At 34.3% G+C, this 16,125-nt stretch carries 12 protein-coding genes; 4 read left to right on the forward strand and 8 right to left on the reverse strand.

Annotated features, from left to right (window positions below; translation table 11 throughout):
* The first annotated feature begins 55 nt into the window (after positions 1–55).
* On the forward strand, positions 56–1,471 hold the full coding sequence (gene pyk, locus GQR60_RS15420; RefSeq protein ID WP_124993797.1) for a pyruvate kinase: 1,416 nt from the start codon (positions 56–58) through the stop codon (positions 1,469–1,471).
* Between the two features lie 48 nt (positions 1,472–1,519).
* Here pyk and GQR60_RS15425 read toward each other — a convergent pair whose 3' ends face one another.
* From GQR60_RS15425 to GQR60_RS15435, 3 genes are read right to left on the reverse strand one after another with little or no spacing between them, the layout of a single operon-like run.
* Positions 1,520–2,083, reverse strand: a complete 564-nt coding sequence (locus GQR60_RS15425) for a HupE/UreJ family protein (RefSeq protein WP_124993798.1) — start codon at positions 2,081–2,083, stop codon at positions 1,520–1,522.
* Positions 2,084–2,090: 7 nt separating this feature from the next.
* A complete protein-coding gene (locus tag GQR60_RS15430; RefSeq protein ID WP_124993799.1) occupies positions 2,091–2,840 on the reverse strand; it encodes an acyl-[acyl-carrier-protein] thioesterase in 750 nt (249 codons plus the stop codon).
* Positions 2,840–4,036 carry an Lnb N-terminal periplasmic domain-containing protein gene (locus GQR60_RS15435; protein ID WP_124993800.1) on the reverse strand — a complete coding sequence of 399 codons (1,197 nt, stop codon included), beginning with the start codon at positions 4,034–4,036 and terminating at the stop codon, positions 2,840–2,842. Before GQR60_RS15435 ends, GQR60_RS15430 begins: the two co-directional genes overlap by 1 nt.
* 320 nt (positions 4,037–4,356) lie before the next feature.
* Between GQR60_RS15435 and GQR60_RS15440 the strand changes: the two genes are divergently transcribed.
* Complete coding sequence (locus GQR60_RS15440; protein ID WP_124993801.1) at positions 4,357–6,435, forward strand: tetratricopeptide repeat-containing sensor histidine kinase; 2,079 nt, start codon at positions 4,357–4,359, stop codon at positions 6,433–6,435.
* Between the two features lie 4 nt (positions 6,436–6,439).
* On the opposite strand, the gene GQR60_RS15445 is transcribed toward GQR60_RS15440, so the two are convergent.
* The 3 genes from GQR60_RS15445 to GQR60_RS15455 all read right to left on the reverse strand — a co-directional run bounded on the left by GQR60_RS15445 (position 6,440) and on the right by GQR60_RS15455 (position 10,342).
* A complete protein-coding gene (locus tag GQR60_RS15445; RefSeq protein WP_124993802.1) occupies positions 6,440–7,081 on the reverse strand; it encodes a LolA family protein in 642 nt (213 codons plus the stop codon).
* Between the two features lie 61 nt (positions 7,082–7,142).
* A complete protein-coding gene (locus GQR60_RS15450; protein ID WP_124993803.1) occupies positions 7,143–9,536 on the reverse strand; it encodes an FtsK/SpoIIIE family DNA translocase in 2,394 nt (797 codons plus the stop codon).
* 125 nt (positions 9,537–9,661) lie between these two features.
* Positions 9,662–10,342: a hypothetical protein gene (locus GQR60_RS15455; RefSeq protein WP_124993804.1), complete on the reverse strand. Its 681-nt coding sequence runs from the start codon at positions 10,340–10,342 to the stop codon at positions 9,662–9,664.
* A 566-nt stretch (positions 10,343–10,908) separates the two neighbouring features.
* On the opposite strand from GQR60_RS15455, the gene arcC reads away from it, so the two are divergent.
* A complete protein-coding gene (gene arcC, locus GQR60_RS15460; protein ID WP_124993805.1) occupies positions 10,909–11,889 on the forward strand; it encodes a carbamate kinase in 981 nt (326 codons plus the stop codon).
* Positions 11,890–11,953: 64 nt separating this feature from the next.
* Positions 11,954–12,955 (forward strand): ornithine carbamoyltransferase, encoded by a 1,002-nt coding sequence (gene argF / locus GQR60_RS15465; protein WP_124993806.1) that lies wholly within the window; start codon positions 11,954–11,956, stop codon positions 12,953–12,955.
* 110 nt (positions 12,956–13,065) lie between these two features.
* Here argF and GQR60_RS20440 read toward each other — a convergent pair whose 3' ends face one another.
* Both GQR60_RS20440 and feoB read right to left on the reverse strand, forming a co-directional pair.
* Positions 13,066–13,272, reverse strand: coding sequence for a FeoB-associated Cys-rich membrane protein (locus tag GQR60_RS20440; protein WP_101310868.1), 207 nt, complete (start codon positions 13,270–13,272; stop codon positions 13,066–13,068).
* 4 nt (positions 13,273–13,276) lie between these two features.
* On the reverse strand, positions 13,277–15,790 hold the full coding sequence (feoB, locus tag GQR60_RS15475) for a ferrous iron transport protein B (RefSeq protein ID WP_124993807.1): 2,514 nt from the start codon (positions 15,788–15,790) through the stop codon (positions 13,277–13,279).
* Positions 15,791–16,125: the final 335 nt, after the last annotated feature.

A 16,125-nucleotide genomic window follows, 5' to 3' on the forward strand; every position in this document is an offset into this window, starting at 1 on the left:
TTTGAGAAATTGAGTATCTTTGCAGTGCCAAAACTAAAATTGAAAGAGTTACTCGATGAAGAAGCACACGAAAATTATTGCCACGATTTCCGACAGAAAATGTGATGTCGAATTTTTGACAGAATTGTTTGAAGAAGGAATGAACGTAGTTCGGCTAAACACGGCTCATCAGACTCATGATGATGCTATGAAGGTTATTGAGAATGTACGAAAAGTATCTGATAGGATTGCTTTGCTCGTAGATACTAAAGGCCCTGAGATTAGAACTATTGATGTTAAAGAGGAAATTCACCTTAAAAAGGGTGATTTAATTAAGATGAAAGGGAGCGACAATCTTCCCTGCACAGAGTTGTGTATAATGGTTAGTTATGAGGATTTTGTAAAAGATCTTGAAATTGGAAAGAAGATATTAATTGACGATGGTGAATTAGAATTGTTGGTAGTTGATAAGGATGAGCAATTTTTGACTGTAGAAGCACAAAATGCAGGACCCGTTAAAAACCGCAAGAGTATAAATGTTCCTGGTGTATCAATAAATTTACCATCTTTGAGTCCTAAGGATATTGAATTTATTCATTTTGCTATTGCGCAGGACATTGATTTTATTGCTCATTCGTTTGTTCGTAACAAACATGATGTTCTTCAAATTCAAGGAATTCTTGATCAGCAAAATTCGGATATTAAAATTATTGCAAAAATTGAAAATCAGGAAGGGGTTGACAATATTGATGAAATATTGGAACATGTATATGGTATCATGGTTGCCAGAGGTGATTTAGCCATTGAGATTCCTGCCCAAAAAATTCCTGTAATTCAACGAAAAATTATTCGTAAATGTATTGAGAGAAAGAAGCCTGTAATTATTGCTACGCAAATGCTTCACTCAATGATTAATAATCCAAGACCTACAAGAGCAGAAGTTAGTGATATTGCCAATGCCATTTACAATAGAACCGATGCGATCATGTTAAGCGGTGAAACTGCCTATGGAGACTATCCTGTTGATGCAGTTCGGGTAATGAAATCGGTAGCAATCGAAGTGGAGAAAGAGCTTTATCCAGATACCAAACAAAATTTTGTGAGAAGTAATCATGAACTTTCGGCTATTTTAGCCCGCTCTGCAGTAAAAGCATCTCAGTTATTGCCGGTTAAAGCAATTGTAACCGATACTCTAACCGGTAGAACCGGAAGATATTTATCTGCTTATAGAGGAACACTTCCAGTTTATGCATTGTGCTATTCGAAGCGTGTAATGAGGGAGTTAGCTCTTTCGTATGGTGTTGAAGCGAGTTATCGTAAATTGCTTGTTAGTCGTGATGAGTATGTAAAGCAAACCATGTTTTCCCTAATGGATCAGGGATGTTTTAAAAGCGAGGATATGGTTATTATTATAGGTGGTAGTTTTGGTCCTTCCAAAGGAGTATCATTTATGGAGATCAGTGTTGTTGATCAATTAACGCATAAAGTGTAAAGATATATTTAGAAAAAAATGCGAACCACAATGGTTCGCATTTTTTTTTCAATATCGTAAGTAAATAAGAACAAGGGCTATACCAATGCCTATGCCCGTAATTACCAGATTAAAACTTCTTCTGTCTGTTTTAAAAACCAACATGAGTAATGATGATACAAGCAGGCTGCTGAATGAAATTAGAAAGTAGGAAACTGAAGCTCCAAGATTATATCCTGTAAATGGATAAAAAGAAAATGAGCTTCCGTAAACACTCTTATAATGTAGGTTAATTCCAATCCCCAAAATGATGCCAACTAAAGCAAAGAAATTATATCTTATTGTTGATGCAGAACTCTGACCGCCAATTAGATTTTGGATTCCCACCAGCAGAATTGAGAGGGCCAAAATCAATTTAACGGTTGTGCCGGAAAAGGTTATAATCGAAAAATTACAAAGAAGGAGCCCAACAATCGAGCCAATAATTAAGGCAAGTAAAAGAGAAAAATAGGCTTTCCAGTCTTTTATTTGAAAGGAGATTCCGAACAATGCCAAAAGCATAAAAGGTTCGAATGAAGAAAAAGAAATTAAATGATAAAATGCTGATTCAAAGCTTGATAGTATAGTGTTCATTTTTTGTTTATTTCCATTTTATAACTACACGACAATTTTCAATGTCCGTGTTTTTCGTTTTGATTACAATTTTTGAGGTGTTATCACTATTTTGGTTGAATATCTCAAGAATCTGATCAAGTTTGGCTTCATGCAAGTAATTTATCTCCAGCTCGTGAATTGTTTTATTCAATAATATTTCAGAAAGGCAAGAGTCTATTGCCCACTTTATGTATTTTACATTATTCACATGCTGATAGAAATCCAGATCACTATAGTGAATGTGCAGATCTTCTACGTAATTCCCTTGTTCAAGTTGTTGTAATTTACCTAGGCTATGTTCAAAGATAGGATCTTCAGAGTTGACTGGCATTTTAGCAACAATTTCTTGTGGTCTAATCAATCTTTTTGTTTTCGTATTAAGCACCAGCCACGAAGAGGTCGCCTGACCGATAACATCTCCTTTCATGTTATAAATCCGGTATTCCCGATTTCCAAACAAACCATCCGCTCCAATCGACCAGGTTTCAATATCAATATTATCTTTCCACTTGGGTGTTGCAAAAATTTGAACTTTTAATCTTGATAAAATCCAAGCCAAATTATTGGCTTTTAAATCATCAATGCCTTGATTGATTAAATCTACGTGATATCCGGCAATTTCCTGAAAGTAATTGCAGATACTGGTGAGTTTTGCTCTTCCATTTAGGTCTGTATCAAAAGATCCAATCCGGAAGGTTTTTCGGTATTTTCTTATGTCGGTGTTTGATATAGTCATTACAGTAAACGAGTTCTGATTTTTTTTACAATGTATAGTGATCTTAAAAGGAGAAGAACCACAAAAGGTAATATTTCATTAGGAAAAGATTGCGGTATAAATGCCCAGCTTCCTAATATCACTATGAGTATTATTGAATGCAGTAAAAAGTAATAATAAGCAAGCAAAGAGGGTTTTTTTCGTAGTAATGCAAAAACCATTGGGAAGTGAAGAGGGAAGGCCCAAATAATATTCCAATTAGGTCCGGTGGCCTGATGATCTGTAAAAAACCATAAGAAAATTATAAGCCAGCCCAGCAATCCGCAAACGCCAAATATAAAAATATCAAAAATGAACAGATCTTTGTCTTTTTTTAGATATACAAGACTTAAGATTAGTCCAATTAATGCTAACAATCCAAAAATAAAAACTGGTCTTTGGTACCAATTAGTTATTTTGAAGTTGAGGGCCGGTTTTAGAATAACATTGGTTGATTTTACCAAGGGTTTAATTGTCTCATCCGTCCTTATTTTTGCATTTTCAAAGCCCAGCATCATGTTGTCTGGTAAGAACATATATTGGTAAGGAGTCGCCTCAGCATCACAAGGTATTCCTAGAGCTAAATGGATTCCTAAAAATATCCAGCGACTTTTTTGCATGAATGGATCTAATAGATTCCAAAAGGATTTCGGTTGATCCGAAATTGTGTCGAAAAGAATTGTGCCTGATGTGTTTTCACTAACAATATCCCGAATTCGTGTAGAGCAATTGTCAAAAAGAAAATCGTATCTGTAATATCTGTTTTCAGGTTGGTAATTTTTTAATAAAGCGGTAAACAGTTTCTGCTTCTCAATACTATCAAGATTTAGTTTCTGCTCAACAATCCCTCTTTTCTCATAAATGTATCCGTTTTTAAAACGATCAAACGTTGTGTAGGATAACATATAGTCTAATTTGCCTCTTGCGAATTTCGGATAAAAATTAGGGGTGTTGAAATTGAACGTACCGTAACCAAAAACCAAATCTATTTTTTTTTCTTCATCTTTTATTCGTAATGCAGAATGACCAAATTGTGAGTACAGTTCATCTCCCGGAGAACAGGTGAGAAGACTGATTTCTGCATTCTTTGATAAATTTTGTCCTGATACATGATTGCCGATTGCCAATAACAAAAATATAATCAACAAGATACGAAAAGAGGCGGTTTTTAATGTCATAATAGTAAAATGTTTACCCTTCGAAGATAGGTATTTTATGAATATTACGAATGTTTTCAATTTTCTATTTTATCGTGATAAAGGAAAATTATTGTTGGAAATATTTGTTACTCTATTTCAACTGGCACCGCAATAATTTACATGTTGTTACTATTGCAAATTTTTACTTCTTAAAATATTGGTGAGTAGTTGTTTATCTTATGTGCTTGCCTGACTGCTTTTTTTTAGTTACTTCGTCAAAAACATTACATATTGTTTATAAAATATGATATTATTTAACATCTTTATGTGGCTATTTAAACAAATCTAATCTCAACTAAATGAGAAGGCTTTTTTTCGTTATTCTTTTTGTTTCCCAATGTTTCTTTGTCTATTCGTCAAATTCAAAGCGTGATAGTCTAAAACAGCTTATTAACGTTCCCTCTGATTTATTAACTTATGATGTGTTGTATCAGTTGGGAGAGGATTATATTTCTGATTATCCGGATTCAGCAATTTATTATGCGGATCAAATTCTGAAGTCCGAAAATTTATTTCTTGATTCAGTTTTTACTATGAAGGCGAACTACCTAAAAGGAAAAGCTTCTTATAGGAGTAGTGATTATTCTAATTCCATCAAATATATTGAAAAAGCAATTTCCTATTGTGTTAAAAATCATGAAAAAGAAAAAGCTGATTGTTATAATATTTTGGGTAATTCATTAATACAAATTGATAACTATAAACTTTCTCTTAGCGCCTATTTTACAAGTTTAAACATTCGAAATGGATTAAAAGACAGCTTGCTGATTTCTGCTTCCCTAAATAATATTGGGAATGTTTATTTTCAGATGCAGGAATATTCCAAGGCACTTGATTATTATAATCAATCTTTGGTTTTAAAGGAAAATGCCAACAATTTGCAGGGTATCGCTGTAATGCGTAATAATATTGGAAACGTATACCATAAAATGAATGATAGTCTTATGGCGTTGTCGTCATATCTGAAAGCGTTGGATATCATTGAATTTGAAAGCAATGTTGATTGGAAGCCAATTTTACTCGAAAATATTGGTCAGTTGTATCTGGATTGTGGTGATATAAATAAGTGCATGGTTTACTATCATAGAGCTTTGATTGAGTCTGAGCGAAAAGGGGATAAAATTTCTATTGCAAGTGTCAAGACATCCTTGGCAATAGCGCATTTAAAGAATGAAGATTATAATGCATCTCTGGGTTTGTTCGAGGAGGCTTTAACAAAAGCAAAAGAAATAGGTGTTGCACGAATTGAATTGGACTGTTATTACTACATGTCGGAATTGTATGAGAAGAAAAATAATTTTGAGAAGAGTATCCAATATTTCAAAAAGTACGATAAAATAAGAGAGAGGATTTATAGAGAGAATAATAGCAAAGAAATTGCGGAAATTCAGGCGAAATTTCGATTGGAAAAAATCGATACCGAAAATGAGGTTCTGAAACAACGGAATACAATTCAAAGGTTAGAAATAGACAAACAAAAGACCAGAGGTTTATATTTTTTTAGTTTGGGTGTTTTGATTTTATCTCTGCTTATATATTCAATATACATTAGTCGATTCAGGAAGAAACACAATAAACTTTTAACGGAAAAAAATAAAATTATATCCGACAGAAATAAAAGTCTGACAAGTTTGAATGCTACCAAGGATAAGTTTTTATCTATTGTCGCACACGATCTGAAAAATCCGTTTAATGCAGTGCTGGGGTTTACCGATTTGTTAATTGACCGATATGATGAGCTTGAGGATTCAATGAGGCAGGAGTATATTGAAATTGTTCATAAATCGGCTCTTCATGGCTCTTTATTGCTTGATACATTGCTAACATGGTCGAGATCGCAGATGGGGGTGATGGAGTATAACCCTATCATTATTAACGTAAATCAACTAATAGAAGAAGAAATGGAAGGCCTTGAGGAAAAAGCATATGCAAAAGGCATTTCACTTGAGTTGAATGAAATTAATGCTTCACTTGTTTATGCCGATTCGGATATGATTCGAACTGTTGTGCGGAATTTAGGGAATAACTCCATTAAATTTACGGAGGAAAGAGGAAGAATCATTTTTTCGGTAAAGGCTGAAGAGAGCAAAGCAATTATAAGTGTTGAAGATAATGGTGTTGGGATCAGGCCTGAGGATAAAATAAAATTATTTAATCTTGACTCTAACTATTCAAGGCCAGGAACATCGAATGAAAAAGGAACCGGATTTGGCTTAATCTTGTGTAAAGATTTTGTGGAAAAAAATGGAGGAGAAATAGGTGTGGAAAGTAAAGAAGGAGTAGGGAGTAAATTTTGGTTCACTCTTCCTTTGCGTGTTAATGAAATAGAAAAAAAATCCTCTACCCTTGAAAGAGTAGAGGAGGAATGTATTGTTTGATAATTTATCGCATATCGTTCACTTCCACATCTGGATTTGATTTTGGATCAAAAACAAAATAAGAATCAGCAAATTTGAGGTTAGGAGTCAGCTTTTTAAGTGTAATACTTACATTATTTCCATCTTTCCCAATTGTTTTTAACGATTCAATTTGATTCTTAGCCTTATCGATTCTCAATTGTATCGAGGAGAATTCCCGTTCAGAATTTAAAGGAATGAGGTCTATTACATGGTAAGTAGAAGAATTTACTGTTTCCTCTCTGATGTATTTGTAGTTGTATCCTTTTTCATAAATGGAAAAAATTTGGGCTGGATTTAATCCTTCTTCTTCATTTTCTTCCGGTTTTGTAATGTTTACTTCATTAACATCAATGATGTGTGAAAACATGGTAGTTCCATCATAATAAGTATCAACACCCATAAGTTTAAGACGATATTTATTACCCACCAGAACTATATTTCCTTCCGATACTTCATGGATATCTTCTTCCGCATTATCCATAGAAAAAGTAAATTCTGCACTGATACTTTTAAATTCTTTATTTTTTGCAGAAACTTTATCAAGAATAGTTTTGGCTTTAATATCCTGAGCCGACAGGTTTAAACATATAGCTCCAAAAAGAAGGAAACAAAAGATTTTTTTCATTTTAGCTTATTTTATAAATATTCAAATATTCTTAATCAATAACTGTGCCACGCCGTTATTGCTACACATTACTTAATAATTTTTCCAGCGAATATTCATCTTGAATTAATACTTGTCTGGCTTTACTTCCTTCAAAAGGACCAACAATTCCAGCGGCCTCTAATTGATCCACTATTCTACCTGCTCTGTTGTAGCCGATAGAAAATCTTCTTTGAATTCCTGAAGTTGATCCCTGCTGAGATGAAACAACCAATCGGGCTGCATCTTCAAAAAGAGCATCTCTTTTTTGCAAATCGATATCCATTGCTGAATTTTCGGAAGACTCACCCACATACTCCGGCAAAAACATTGCGGTAGGGTAGGATTGCTGCTTTTGTACGAATTCTGTAACAGCTTCCACTTCCGGAGTGTCAACAAAAGCACATTGTACCCTTACCAGTTCACTTGTTAGTGAAATAAGCATATCCCCACGACCAATCAACTGGTTTGCTCCAGGACTATCAAGAATTGTTCGGGAATCAATCATAGATGCTACTTTAAAGGCAATTCGTGCCGGGAAATTAGCTTTGATAACTCCTGTAATAATATTTGTTGAAGGTCGTTGTGTTGCAATAATCATATGTATTCCAATAGCTCTGGCTAATTGGGCGATACGAGCAATTGGAGTCTCAACTTCCTTTCCCGCTGTCATAATTAAATCAGCAAACTCATCAATAATTACTACAATATAGGGTAGGTAGCGATGACCGTTTTCCGGATTTAAATTACGTTTTACAAACTTGGTATTGTATTCCTTTATATTTCTGGCATGTGCCTTTTTCAACAAATCATATCTGGAATCCATTTCAATACATAAGGAGTTTAATGTTGCAATAACCTTATGGATATCAGTAATTATGGGTTCTTCTTCTCCCGGAAGTTTTGCCAGAAAATGTTTCTCGATAGTTGAGTAAATGCTTAGTTCAACTTTCTTAGGATCGATAAGGACAAATTTAAGCTGGGAAGGATGCATCTTATATAAAAGCGATGTAATAATTGCATTCAAACCAACCGATTTTCCCTGCCCTGTTGCTCCGGCCACCAATAAGTGAGGCATTTTGGTTAAATCAAGAGTATAGGTTTCATTCGATATTGTTTTTCCAAGTGCAACAGGAAGTGCATGTGTTGATTCCTGGAATTTTTTAGATGAAATAATGTTCTTCATTGACACGATTTCAGGTGTACGGTTCGGAACTTCAATACCAATAGTTCCCTTACCCGGAATCGGAGCTATAATCCTAATTCCTAAGGCGGATAGACTAAGTGCAATATCGTCTTCCAGATTCTTTATTTTGGAAATGCGTACTCCAGGAGCGGGCACAATTTCATACAGCGTAATAGTAGGACCAATTGTAGCTTTTATCTGAGTAATTTCAATTTTGTAATGACGCAGTGTCTCTACAATTTTATCTTTATTTGATTCAAGTTCTTCTTTACTTACACTCGAATTACTGGCATGATGCGCTTCTAATAATTCGATTGGAGGGTATTTGTAGTTTGAAAGATCAAGCGTAGGATCGAAATCCTCCATAGGTCTGCGCTGAATGCTTACGATTTCTTCTTGTTTGGATACTGTCTCAATCTTTAGCTCCAAATCGTCATCTGCTGTTTTAGGATTGTTTACTTCCTGTTCCAAAATAATTTCTTCCTCAGGAAAAATCTCAGAATTAATAATTAATTCATCTTCACCTTCTTCATCCTCTTGTTCATCATTTAGAGTGTGTATTACAGAAGTTAATGATTCTGTTTCATCTTCATCAGATTTGGAGAAGTCTTGGCTTTCTTTACGGTCTGTTTTAGATTTTGGACTAAATATTTTTTTGAAAAAGGAAATTGAGTTTTGAAAGGCAAAGGTAATAAAGGTTAAAAAGCTAAGAACAATTAGAAACAGAGTGCCAACATTACCTATCAAGGATACAAGCCATTCACTTATAAAGTAGCCATGAATTCCTCCCAAGAATAAAAATGAATGCGATGTTGATTGAACAAATGTAAACGACATGAAAACCGAAAACCAAATGCAGAATAGTAAGGTGTATATAATTGTTTTTCGTAATGATTGTATTTTTACTCCCCAAATTCGAAGCGAAAGGACTACGAGTAAATAAAGGAATGAGAATGATGCGATTCCAAATCCTTTGTTTATAACCAAATTGGAAATGTAAGCCCCGGTTTTCCCCGTCCAGTTTTCAACACGTACTTTTGAGTCTGTGATTAATTCGAGCCATTTAATATCTAATTTACTTTGATCAGCTCCTCCTGTAAAAAAGAAGGAGACGAATGCCAATCCAATATAAATAGTAAACAGAGAAAGTGCAATACCAAAAAGGAATTTGGTTCTTTCGTCACTAAGAAATTTTGGGGCTGAGAAGCGCGATTTAGCTTTTGTATTGTTTGTTTTTTTCTTTTTAGCCATTGACTATTTTTTCATTTTTCACAAAATTCGTATTGTGTACGAATTTATGTAAAAGTAATAAAAATGGCATTTAAAACCACAGGAAAATCAGCTTCTAAAAAGATAAGTTTGAAATCAGATGTTAATTAATTGAAATCGACAATGTATTTTTTTAATGTCTTAAGATCAGAAAGGACATATTCCTCTGGAATATTGAAATCTTCCTCGCTAACAGCAATTAAATTTATTGATTGTGCTGTGAATTTTGCTTTTACTTGATTCATTGTAGTTTCAAATTCCATGAGTACCCCGGGGATTTGGTGCAATGGAGTGTTACGGTTAGGGTCTTTTAGTCCAATCTCCGAAGTGTAGTAAAGACTGACTTGAGTTTTTGATTGATCGGCCATAAAAACGGTTGCTTTTTTACATTCATAGCCAGCTATTAGTTTTGTGGAATCATTGTATTCTATTTTTGCCGGAGGAAGCTGACTGTATACAAATGCAACTTCATCTTTAGGAAATTCATAGTTAAGCTTATTACTCAATACCTTTAGTAATATATTACTATTTGGATTGTTGTATTTAGAAAGAAATTTTGTGCTGAAAAAACCAAGATAGCCTTCAGATATGAGGCAAATGTTATTATCCTTAAAGTGCAATTCTACTTTGTTTGGTAAAAGGGCAATTATTGGGTTATCTTTTTCCGAGGAAAAGTAACTAACACTATAGGTAATTATCCCTTCAGTAATTTTATTCTCGGTTTCGGATTTTGTTTTGCATCCCCAGACCAACAATAAAATTAGAATTATAGATAATCCTTGCTTCATAGGATAATGTTTTGGTTAGTGAATATTTATTGAAAACAGATTTGTGCTTTTAACTATAGTTAAATCTATCTGTAAATACAATAAATAGGATTTACTAAAAGTATGAAAACATTGGGGAATACAATATTATATTTTGGCATCTTACATGAAATCGCACGATATCTTTACGAAAATCACATTTTTTGCCGATTAAATTCCACTTTTAACTAATACGTAAATAATTGATAGAGGTTATGCTAAAAAAAATGACCAAGATATTTTAATTTCTCTTTTTTGCGTAAAAATCGATTTTGGGTAAAATAGTTGAACTGGAATGCTGACTTATGAGAAAAAGTTATCATAACTACTAAAATAGATTGACCTTTGCAAACGAGTGTATTTTAAAGATTATTTGCTTTGAATTTCATGCGTTTAGAGAATTAGGTACTAAACAGTAAATTTAGAAATGTCGTAATGTGTTGAAAAACAGAGGCTGAAAAATATTATAAATGAAAAGGTATTTCATTGTTTTGTTGTTATTTTTTTTAGATTTGCATTGTAAAATGAAAAACATAAAGGAAAAAATAATGAAAAATAAATTAGCAGTTGTAGCATTAGGTGGAAATGCCTTATTGAGGGGGAGTCAAAAAGGGACTGTTGAGGAGCAGACTCAGAACACAATTGATACTCTTGAAAATCTTATTTTTCTTGTTAAAGAAGGGTATGATGTTATTATTGCTCATGGTAATGGCCCTCAGGTAGGTAATATCTTAATGAGAAACGATGCAGGTGAGCAACTTTACAATATTCCTCAAATGCCTTTGGATATTGATGTGGCTGATTCTCAAGGGGGAATTGGTTATATGATTGAGAGGAATTTGCGTAATGTATTAAAGCAAAATGGCATTGAGAAAGATGTGGTGACTTTGGTGACTCAGGTTGTTGTTGATAAGAATGATCCTGCATTTGCTGATCCCTTAAAGCGTGTGGGTAAGATTTATACCAAAGCGCAAGCAGACGAGTTACGCGCTGATAAAGGGTGGATTTTTAAGGAAGAGGTGAAAACAGAGGGAGGATGGAGACGTGTTGTGCCTTCGCCAAAACCTATTCGTGTTTTGAATGAGAAGGTTATTGAAAACCTGGCTCGTCAGGGTAATATTGTAATTACTGTTGGCGGTGGTGGTATTCCGGTTTCTGAAGATGAGAATGGGAACCTTTGCCCTGTTGAAGCTGTAATTGATAAAGATCTTGCTTCGGCATTGATTGGAGCCCGGATTAAAGCGGATGAATTTTATATTCTTACTGATGTTTCCTTTGTTTATCGTGACTTTAGAGGTCCAAATGAGAAAAAACTTGAGTTTTTGAATCATGCCGATACAATGAAATACATGGAAGACGGTACTTTCGCAGAAGGATCTATGGCTCCGAAAATCCGTGCTTGTCTAAGTTTTATTGAAAATGGCGGCGGTAAATCAGTTATTACTGAAGCAACCAAATTGGTCGATAAATCTTACGGAACCAAAATAACAATGGAATACGATAAAAACGACGTAGAGCATAATTTTTAATTAACTATTATTAATATCAGATTATAATTACTTTTGTGATTGTAATTTTTAAAAAATACATACCATGGCTTTTAATTTAAGAAACAGAAACTTTTTGAAGTTGTTGGATTTTACTCCAAAGGAAATGCAATATATGTTGGATCTTGCAAGAGATCTTAAAAGAGCAAAATATGCAGGTACAGAAGTGCAGACTATGAAGGGAAAGAATATCGCTTTGATATTTGAAAAATCTTCAACTCGTACTCGTTGTGCTTTTGAAACAGCAGCTTACGATCAAGGTGCTCACGTTACTTATTTAGGTCCTTCTGGTTCTCAGATTGGTGTTAAAGAGTCAATGGCTGATACCGCTCGTGTTTTAGGACGTATGTATGATGGTATTGAGTACCGTGGATACGGACAGGCAGTTGTAGAGGAATTAGGAAAATTTGCGGGTGTTCCTGTTTGGAATGGTTTGACAGATGAATTTCATCCAACTCAAATATTAGCTGACTTTTTAACTATGACGGAGCATTCAGATAAGCCGCTTAGTCAAATGTCATTTGCATATTTAGGCGATGCCCGTAATAATATGGCTAACTCTTTAATGGTTGGTGCTGCTAAAATGGGTATGGATGTAAGAATCGTTGGTCCTGCTAATCTTCAGCCAGAAGAAGAATTGGTGGCTCAATGTATGGAGATAGCTAAAGAAACCGGTGCTGTTATTACAATTACTGATGATGCGCAAGCAGGAGTTAAAGGATGTGATTTCCTTTATACTGATGTTTGGGTATCAATGGGCGAACCGGATAAGGTTTGGGAAGAAAGAATTGGAATTCTTAAACCATATCAGATTAATGCTGATTTGATGACAGCTACAGGAAACGATAAGTGTAAATTTATGCATTGTCTACCAGCGTATCACAACAGACAAACAAAAGTTGGCGAAGAAGTTTTCCAAAAATTTGGTATGGATGGTGTTGAGGTGACCGAAGAGGTTTTTGAATCTCCTGCATCTATCGTATTTGACGAAGCTGAGAACCGTTTACACACAATAAAAGCAGTAATGGTTGCTACTTTAGGAGCATAATTGAGCTTTTTAGATAAAAAGAAAAGGGTAGTTGTTTGACTACCCTTTTTATTTGTTGTTATGTTTTATTATGTGTATTTTTTGTTTAAAATAAAGGCGTTCTGCATTTGTTAATTTTTAATATATGTAAAATTTTGGTTTTTAAGAATTGGATTTCCCGAAATGCCACGTTTTTTTAGCTCATTTTTAAAACTGCAACCTCCACAACTGCCTCCACAACTCGATTTCTGTTTTATGAATAAACGCACAAACTGATATATAGTATATCCAGATGCGAAAATCACAATTGCATAAGTTGATATTAATTGAAAGCTCATAATTTTAAAGTATTAAATTGCCTGTTTGGTAAATGATAAAGGAAACCAGCCAAGCTAATCCTGTAGTGTAAAACACAACAAAAGCTGCCCATTTCCAATTGGCTTCTTTAACGATAGTTACGATTACTGCTATACATGGAAAATAAATCAGAATAAATATAAGGAATGATAGAGCCGATAGGCTGGAAAAAACATTCTCACCTGTTCGATAACTGCCAGCAAATTTTTGCTCCTTCAACTTCGTTCTCAATCCTTCGCTGGTTTCACTTGCGCCTTCTCCTTCCTGATATAGAACCCCCATTGTACTTACCACAACTTCTTTGGCTGCAATACCGGTTAATATACTTACAGTCATTTTCCAATCGAAACCTAGAGGATGTAGAGCGGGTGCAACAAATTGACCGATTTGACCGATGTAAGATTTTTGTTGTTTCTCCTCCAGTTTAAGGTTTTGAATTTTTTTAATCTCTACCTCTTTTTCGGATAGCAGCTGTTTCGTATCATTTTCATTGTCTTGCTGTATGTTGTTTATCCGACTATCAAAATCTTGATTGGTTTCCAATATCATTTTATCGTAATCCTTCGAGAAATTGATCTCTCTGGGGAAATACCCTAAAGCCCAAATTATAATAGAAGCTAAAAGAATCACACCTCCCATTTTTTGGAGGTATTGAACACCTTTATGCCACATGTGAATTATGGTTGATTTAAGAGTCGGCAAACGATAAGGCGGTAATTCCATAACAAAGGGAGCATCTTTGGATTTGAAAAAGCTCGCTTTAAAAATTTTTGCAAAGAAAATCGCAAGAGCTATACCAAAAGTGTAAATTCCGAATAGAACTAATGTTGCATGTTCAGGGAAAAATGTTCCGATTATTAAAATATAAATAGGAAGCCTTGCACTGCATGACATGAATGGGGTGATCAGCATAGTTAGTATTCTGTCATTTCTGTTTTCAAGGGTTCTGGTTGCCATTAATGCAGGTACATTACACCCAAATCCCATTATTAATGGGATAAATGATTTTCCATGCAAGCCAATTTTATGCATTAGTTTATCCATAATAAAGGCGGCTCTGGCCATATATCCTGTGTCTTCCATAAAGGATATAAAGAAGAATAAAATCAGAATGTTTGGCAGGAATACAATTACACCACCAACACCACCAATTATTCCATCTATAAATAAATCTTTTAGCGGACCTTCGGGCATAAATTGTTCAATTAATCCAGCAAAAGCATTTACACCCATATCAATCCATTGCATTGGGTATTCGCCTAAATTGAAAGTGGCGTAAAACGTTAAAAACATGAACACGAAAAAAATCGGAAAACTAAACAGTTTATGAGTGATGAACGTGTCTATTATTGTGGTTTTACGTCTACGTTTAATGGGACTCTCTTTGTAAGTTTCCTTAAGTGCGCCATCAATAAACCCGTACTTCGAATCAGTAATAACAGTTTCGCACACTTCGCCAAATTCTTTTTCAATTTTTTGAATTTCGTCCTTTACGATGTTCTTTATATTGAAATGCCGGTCACTATCCTGTACAAGGTGACGAGCACTTTTGTCAGCTTCCAAAAGTTTAATAGACAGGAATCTAGGAGAGGTTTTTGTGCAGATTTTAGGATCCTTTTTTATTTCATGTTGTATTTTAGCAATCGATCTTTCAACCGATTTACCGTAATTAACATGAATGTGACGTACAATTGGATCTTTGTCTTCGTACACATTTATTACCTTATTAAAAAGTTCTTTTATGCCAGTTCCTTTTGGACTGATGGTTGGAATAATTGGAATGCCAAGCATTTTTGCAAGAGCCTTAAAATTAAGGACAGCACCTTTTTTTTCCAGTTCATCATACATGTTCAAGGCAATAATCACCTTTATATCCATGTCAATTAACTGTGTGGTCAGGTACAGGTTTCTCTCCAGGTTAGATGCGTCAACAACGTTAATTACCACATCCGGTTTTTCATTCATAATGTATTTGCGAACAAATAATTCTTCGGGAGAGTAGGCTGTTAACGAGTATGTACCCGGCAGATCAGTGATATTAAAATGGTAACCATTTTGCTTTACTTTGGCTTGTTTGGCGTCTACGGTTACTCCGCTGTAATTGCCTACGTGCTCTTTTGATCCGGAGGCATAATTGAATAGTGTAGTTTTACCCGAGTTTGGATTTCCAACCAAAGCAATATGGATTTTTTTTCCTTTTTCTTTTGCGGAAGTTTTTAGAATATCATCACTAATAGTTCCTTCAAATCCATTTATCTTAATATCCTTAGCCTCTTCTTTTGTAATTACTTCAATTAAAGATGCCTCACTTCTTCTTAGGGAAACTTCGTACCCCATTATTTGATACTCAACAGGATCTTTAAGAGGAGCATTTTTTATAACAGTGACCTTCTTTCCCTTTACAAAGCCCATTTCGGTAATTCTCTTTCGAAAGGCTCCGTGTCCCTGAACTTTTATTATAATTCCCTCTTGACTATCAGATAATTCGGAAAGCTTCATTCTTATTTATTAATAGATGATGCCGTTAGGCATCTGATAATTGCAACTTGATTGTAATTTAATTATTGTGCTTAATTTATGCTTGTCAAACGTATAGGAAAAATAGGTGACTTGCAATCCCTAATAGTAGGTATTTTAACCTTTTCAATTCATTGTGTTTAATCCGGGATGTGTAATAATTAATCAGATTGGCAAAATTAAATATAAATTTGGGCAAAAGTAAGCGTTTTAAGGAAACATAGACTTTTTGACTTGCTTTTTTATTGATATAGATTGAATAAAAACAAAAAAAAAGCTGTCAGAAAGGACAGCTTTTATAATTATATATGGAATTA

It is taken from the genome of Labilibaculum euxinicum (assembly GCF_009795715.1).
GTDB classification, from domain to species: Bacteria; Bacteroidota; Bacteroidia; order Bacteroidales; family Marinifilaceae; genus Labilibaculum; species Labilibaculum euxinus.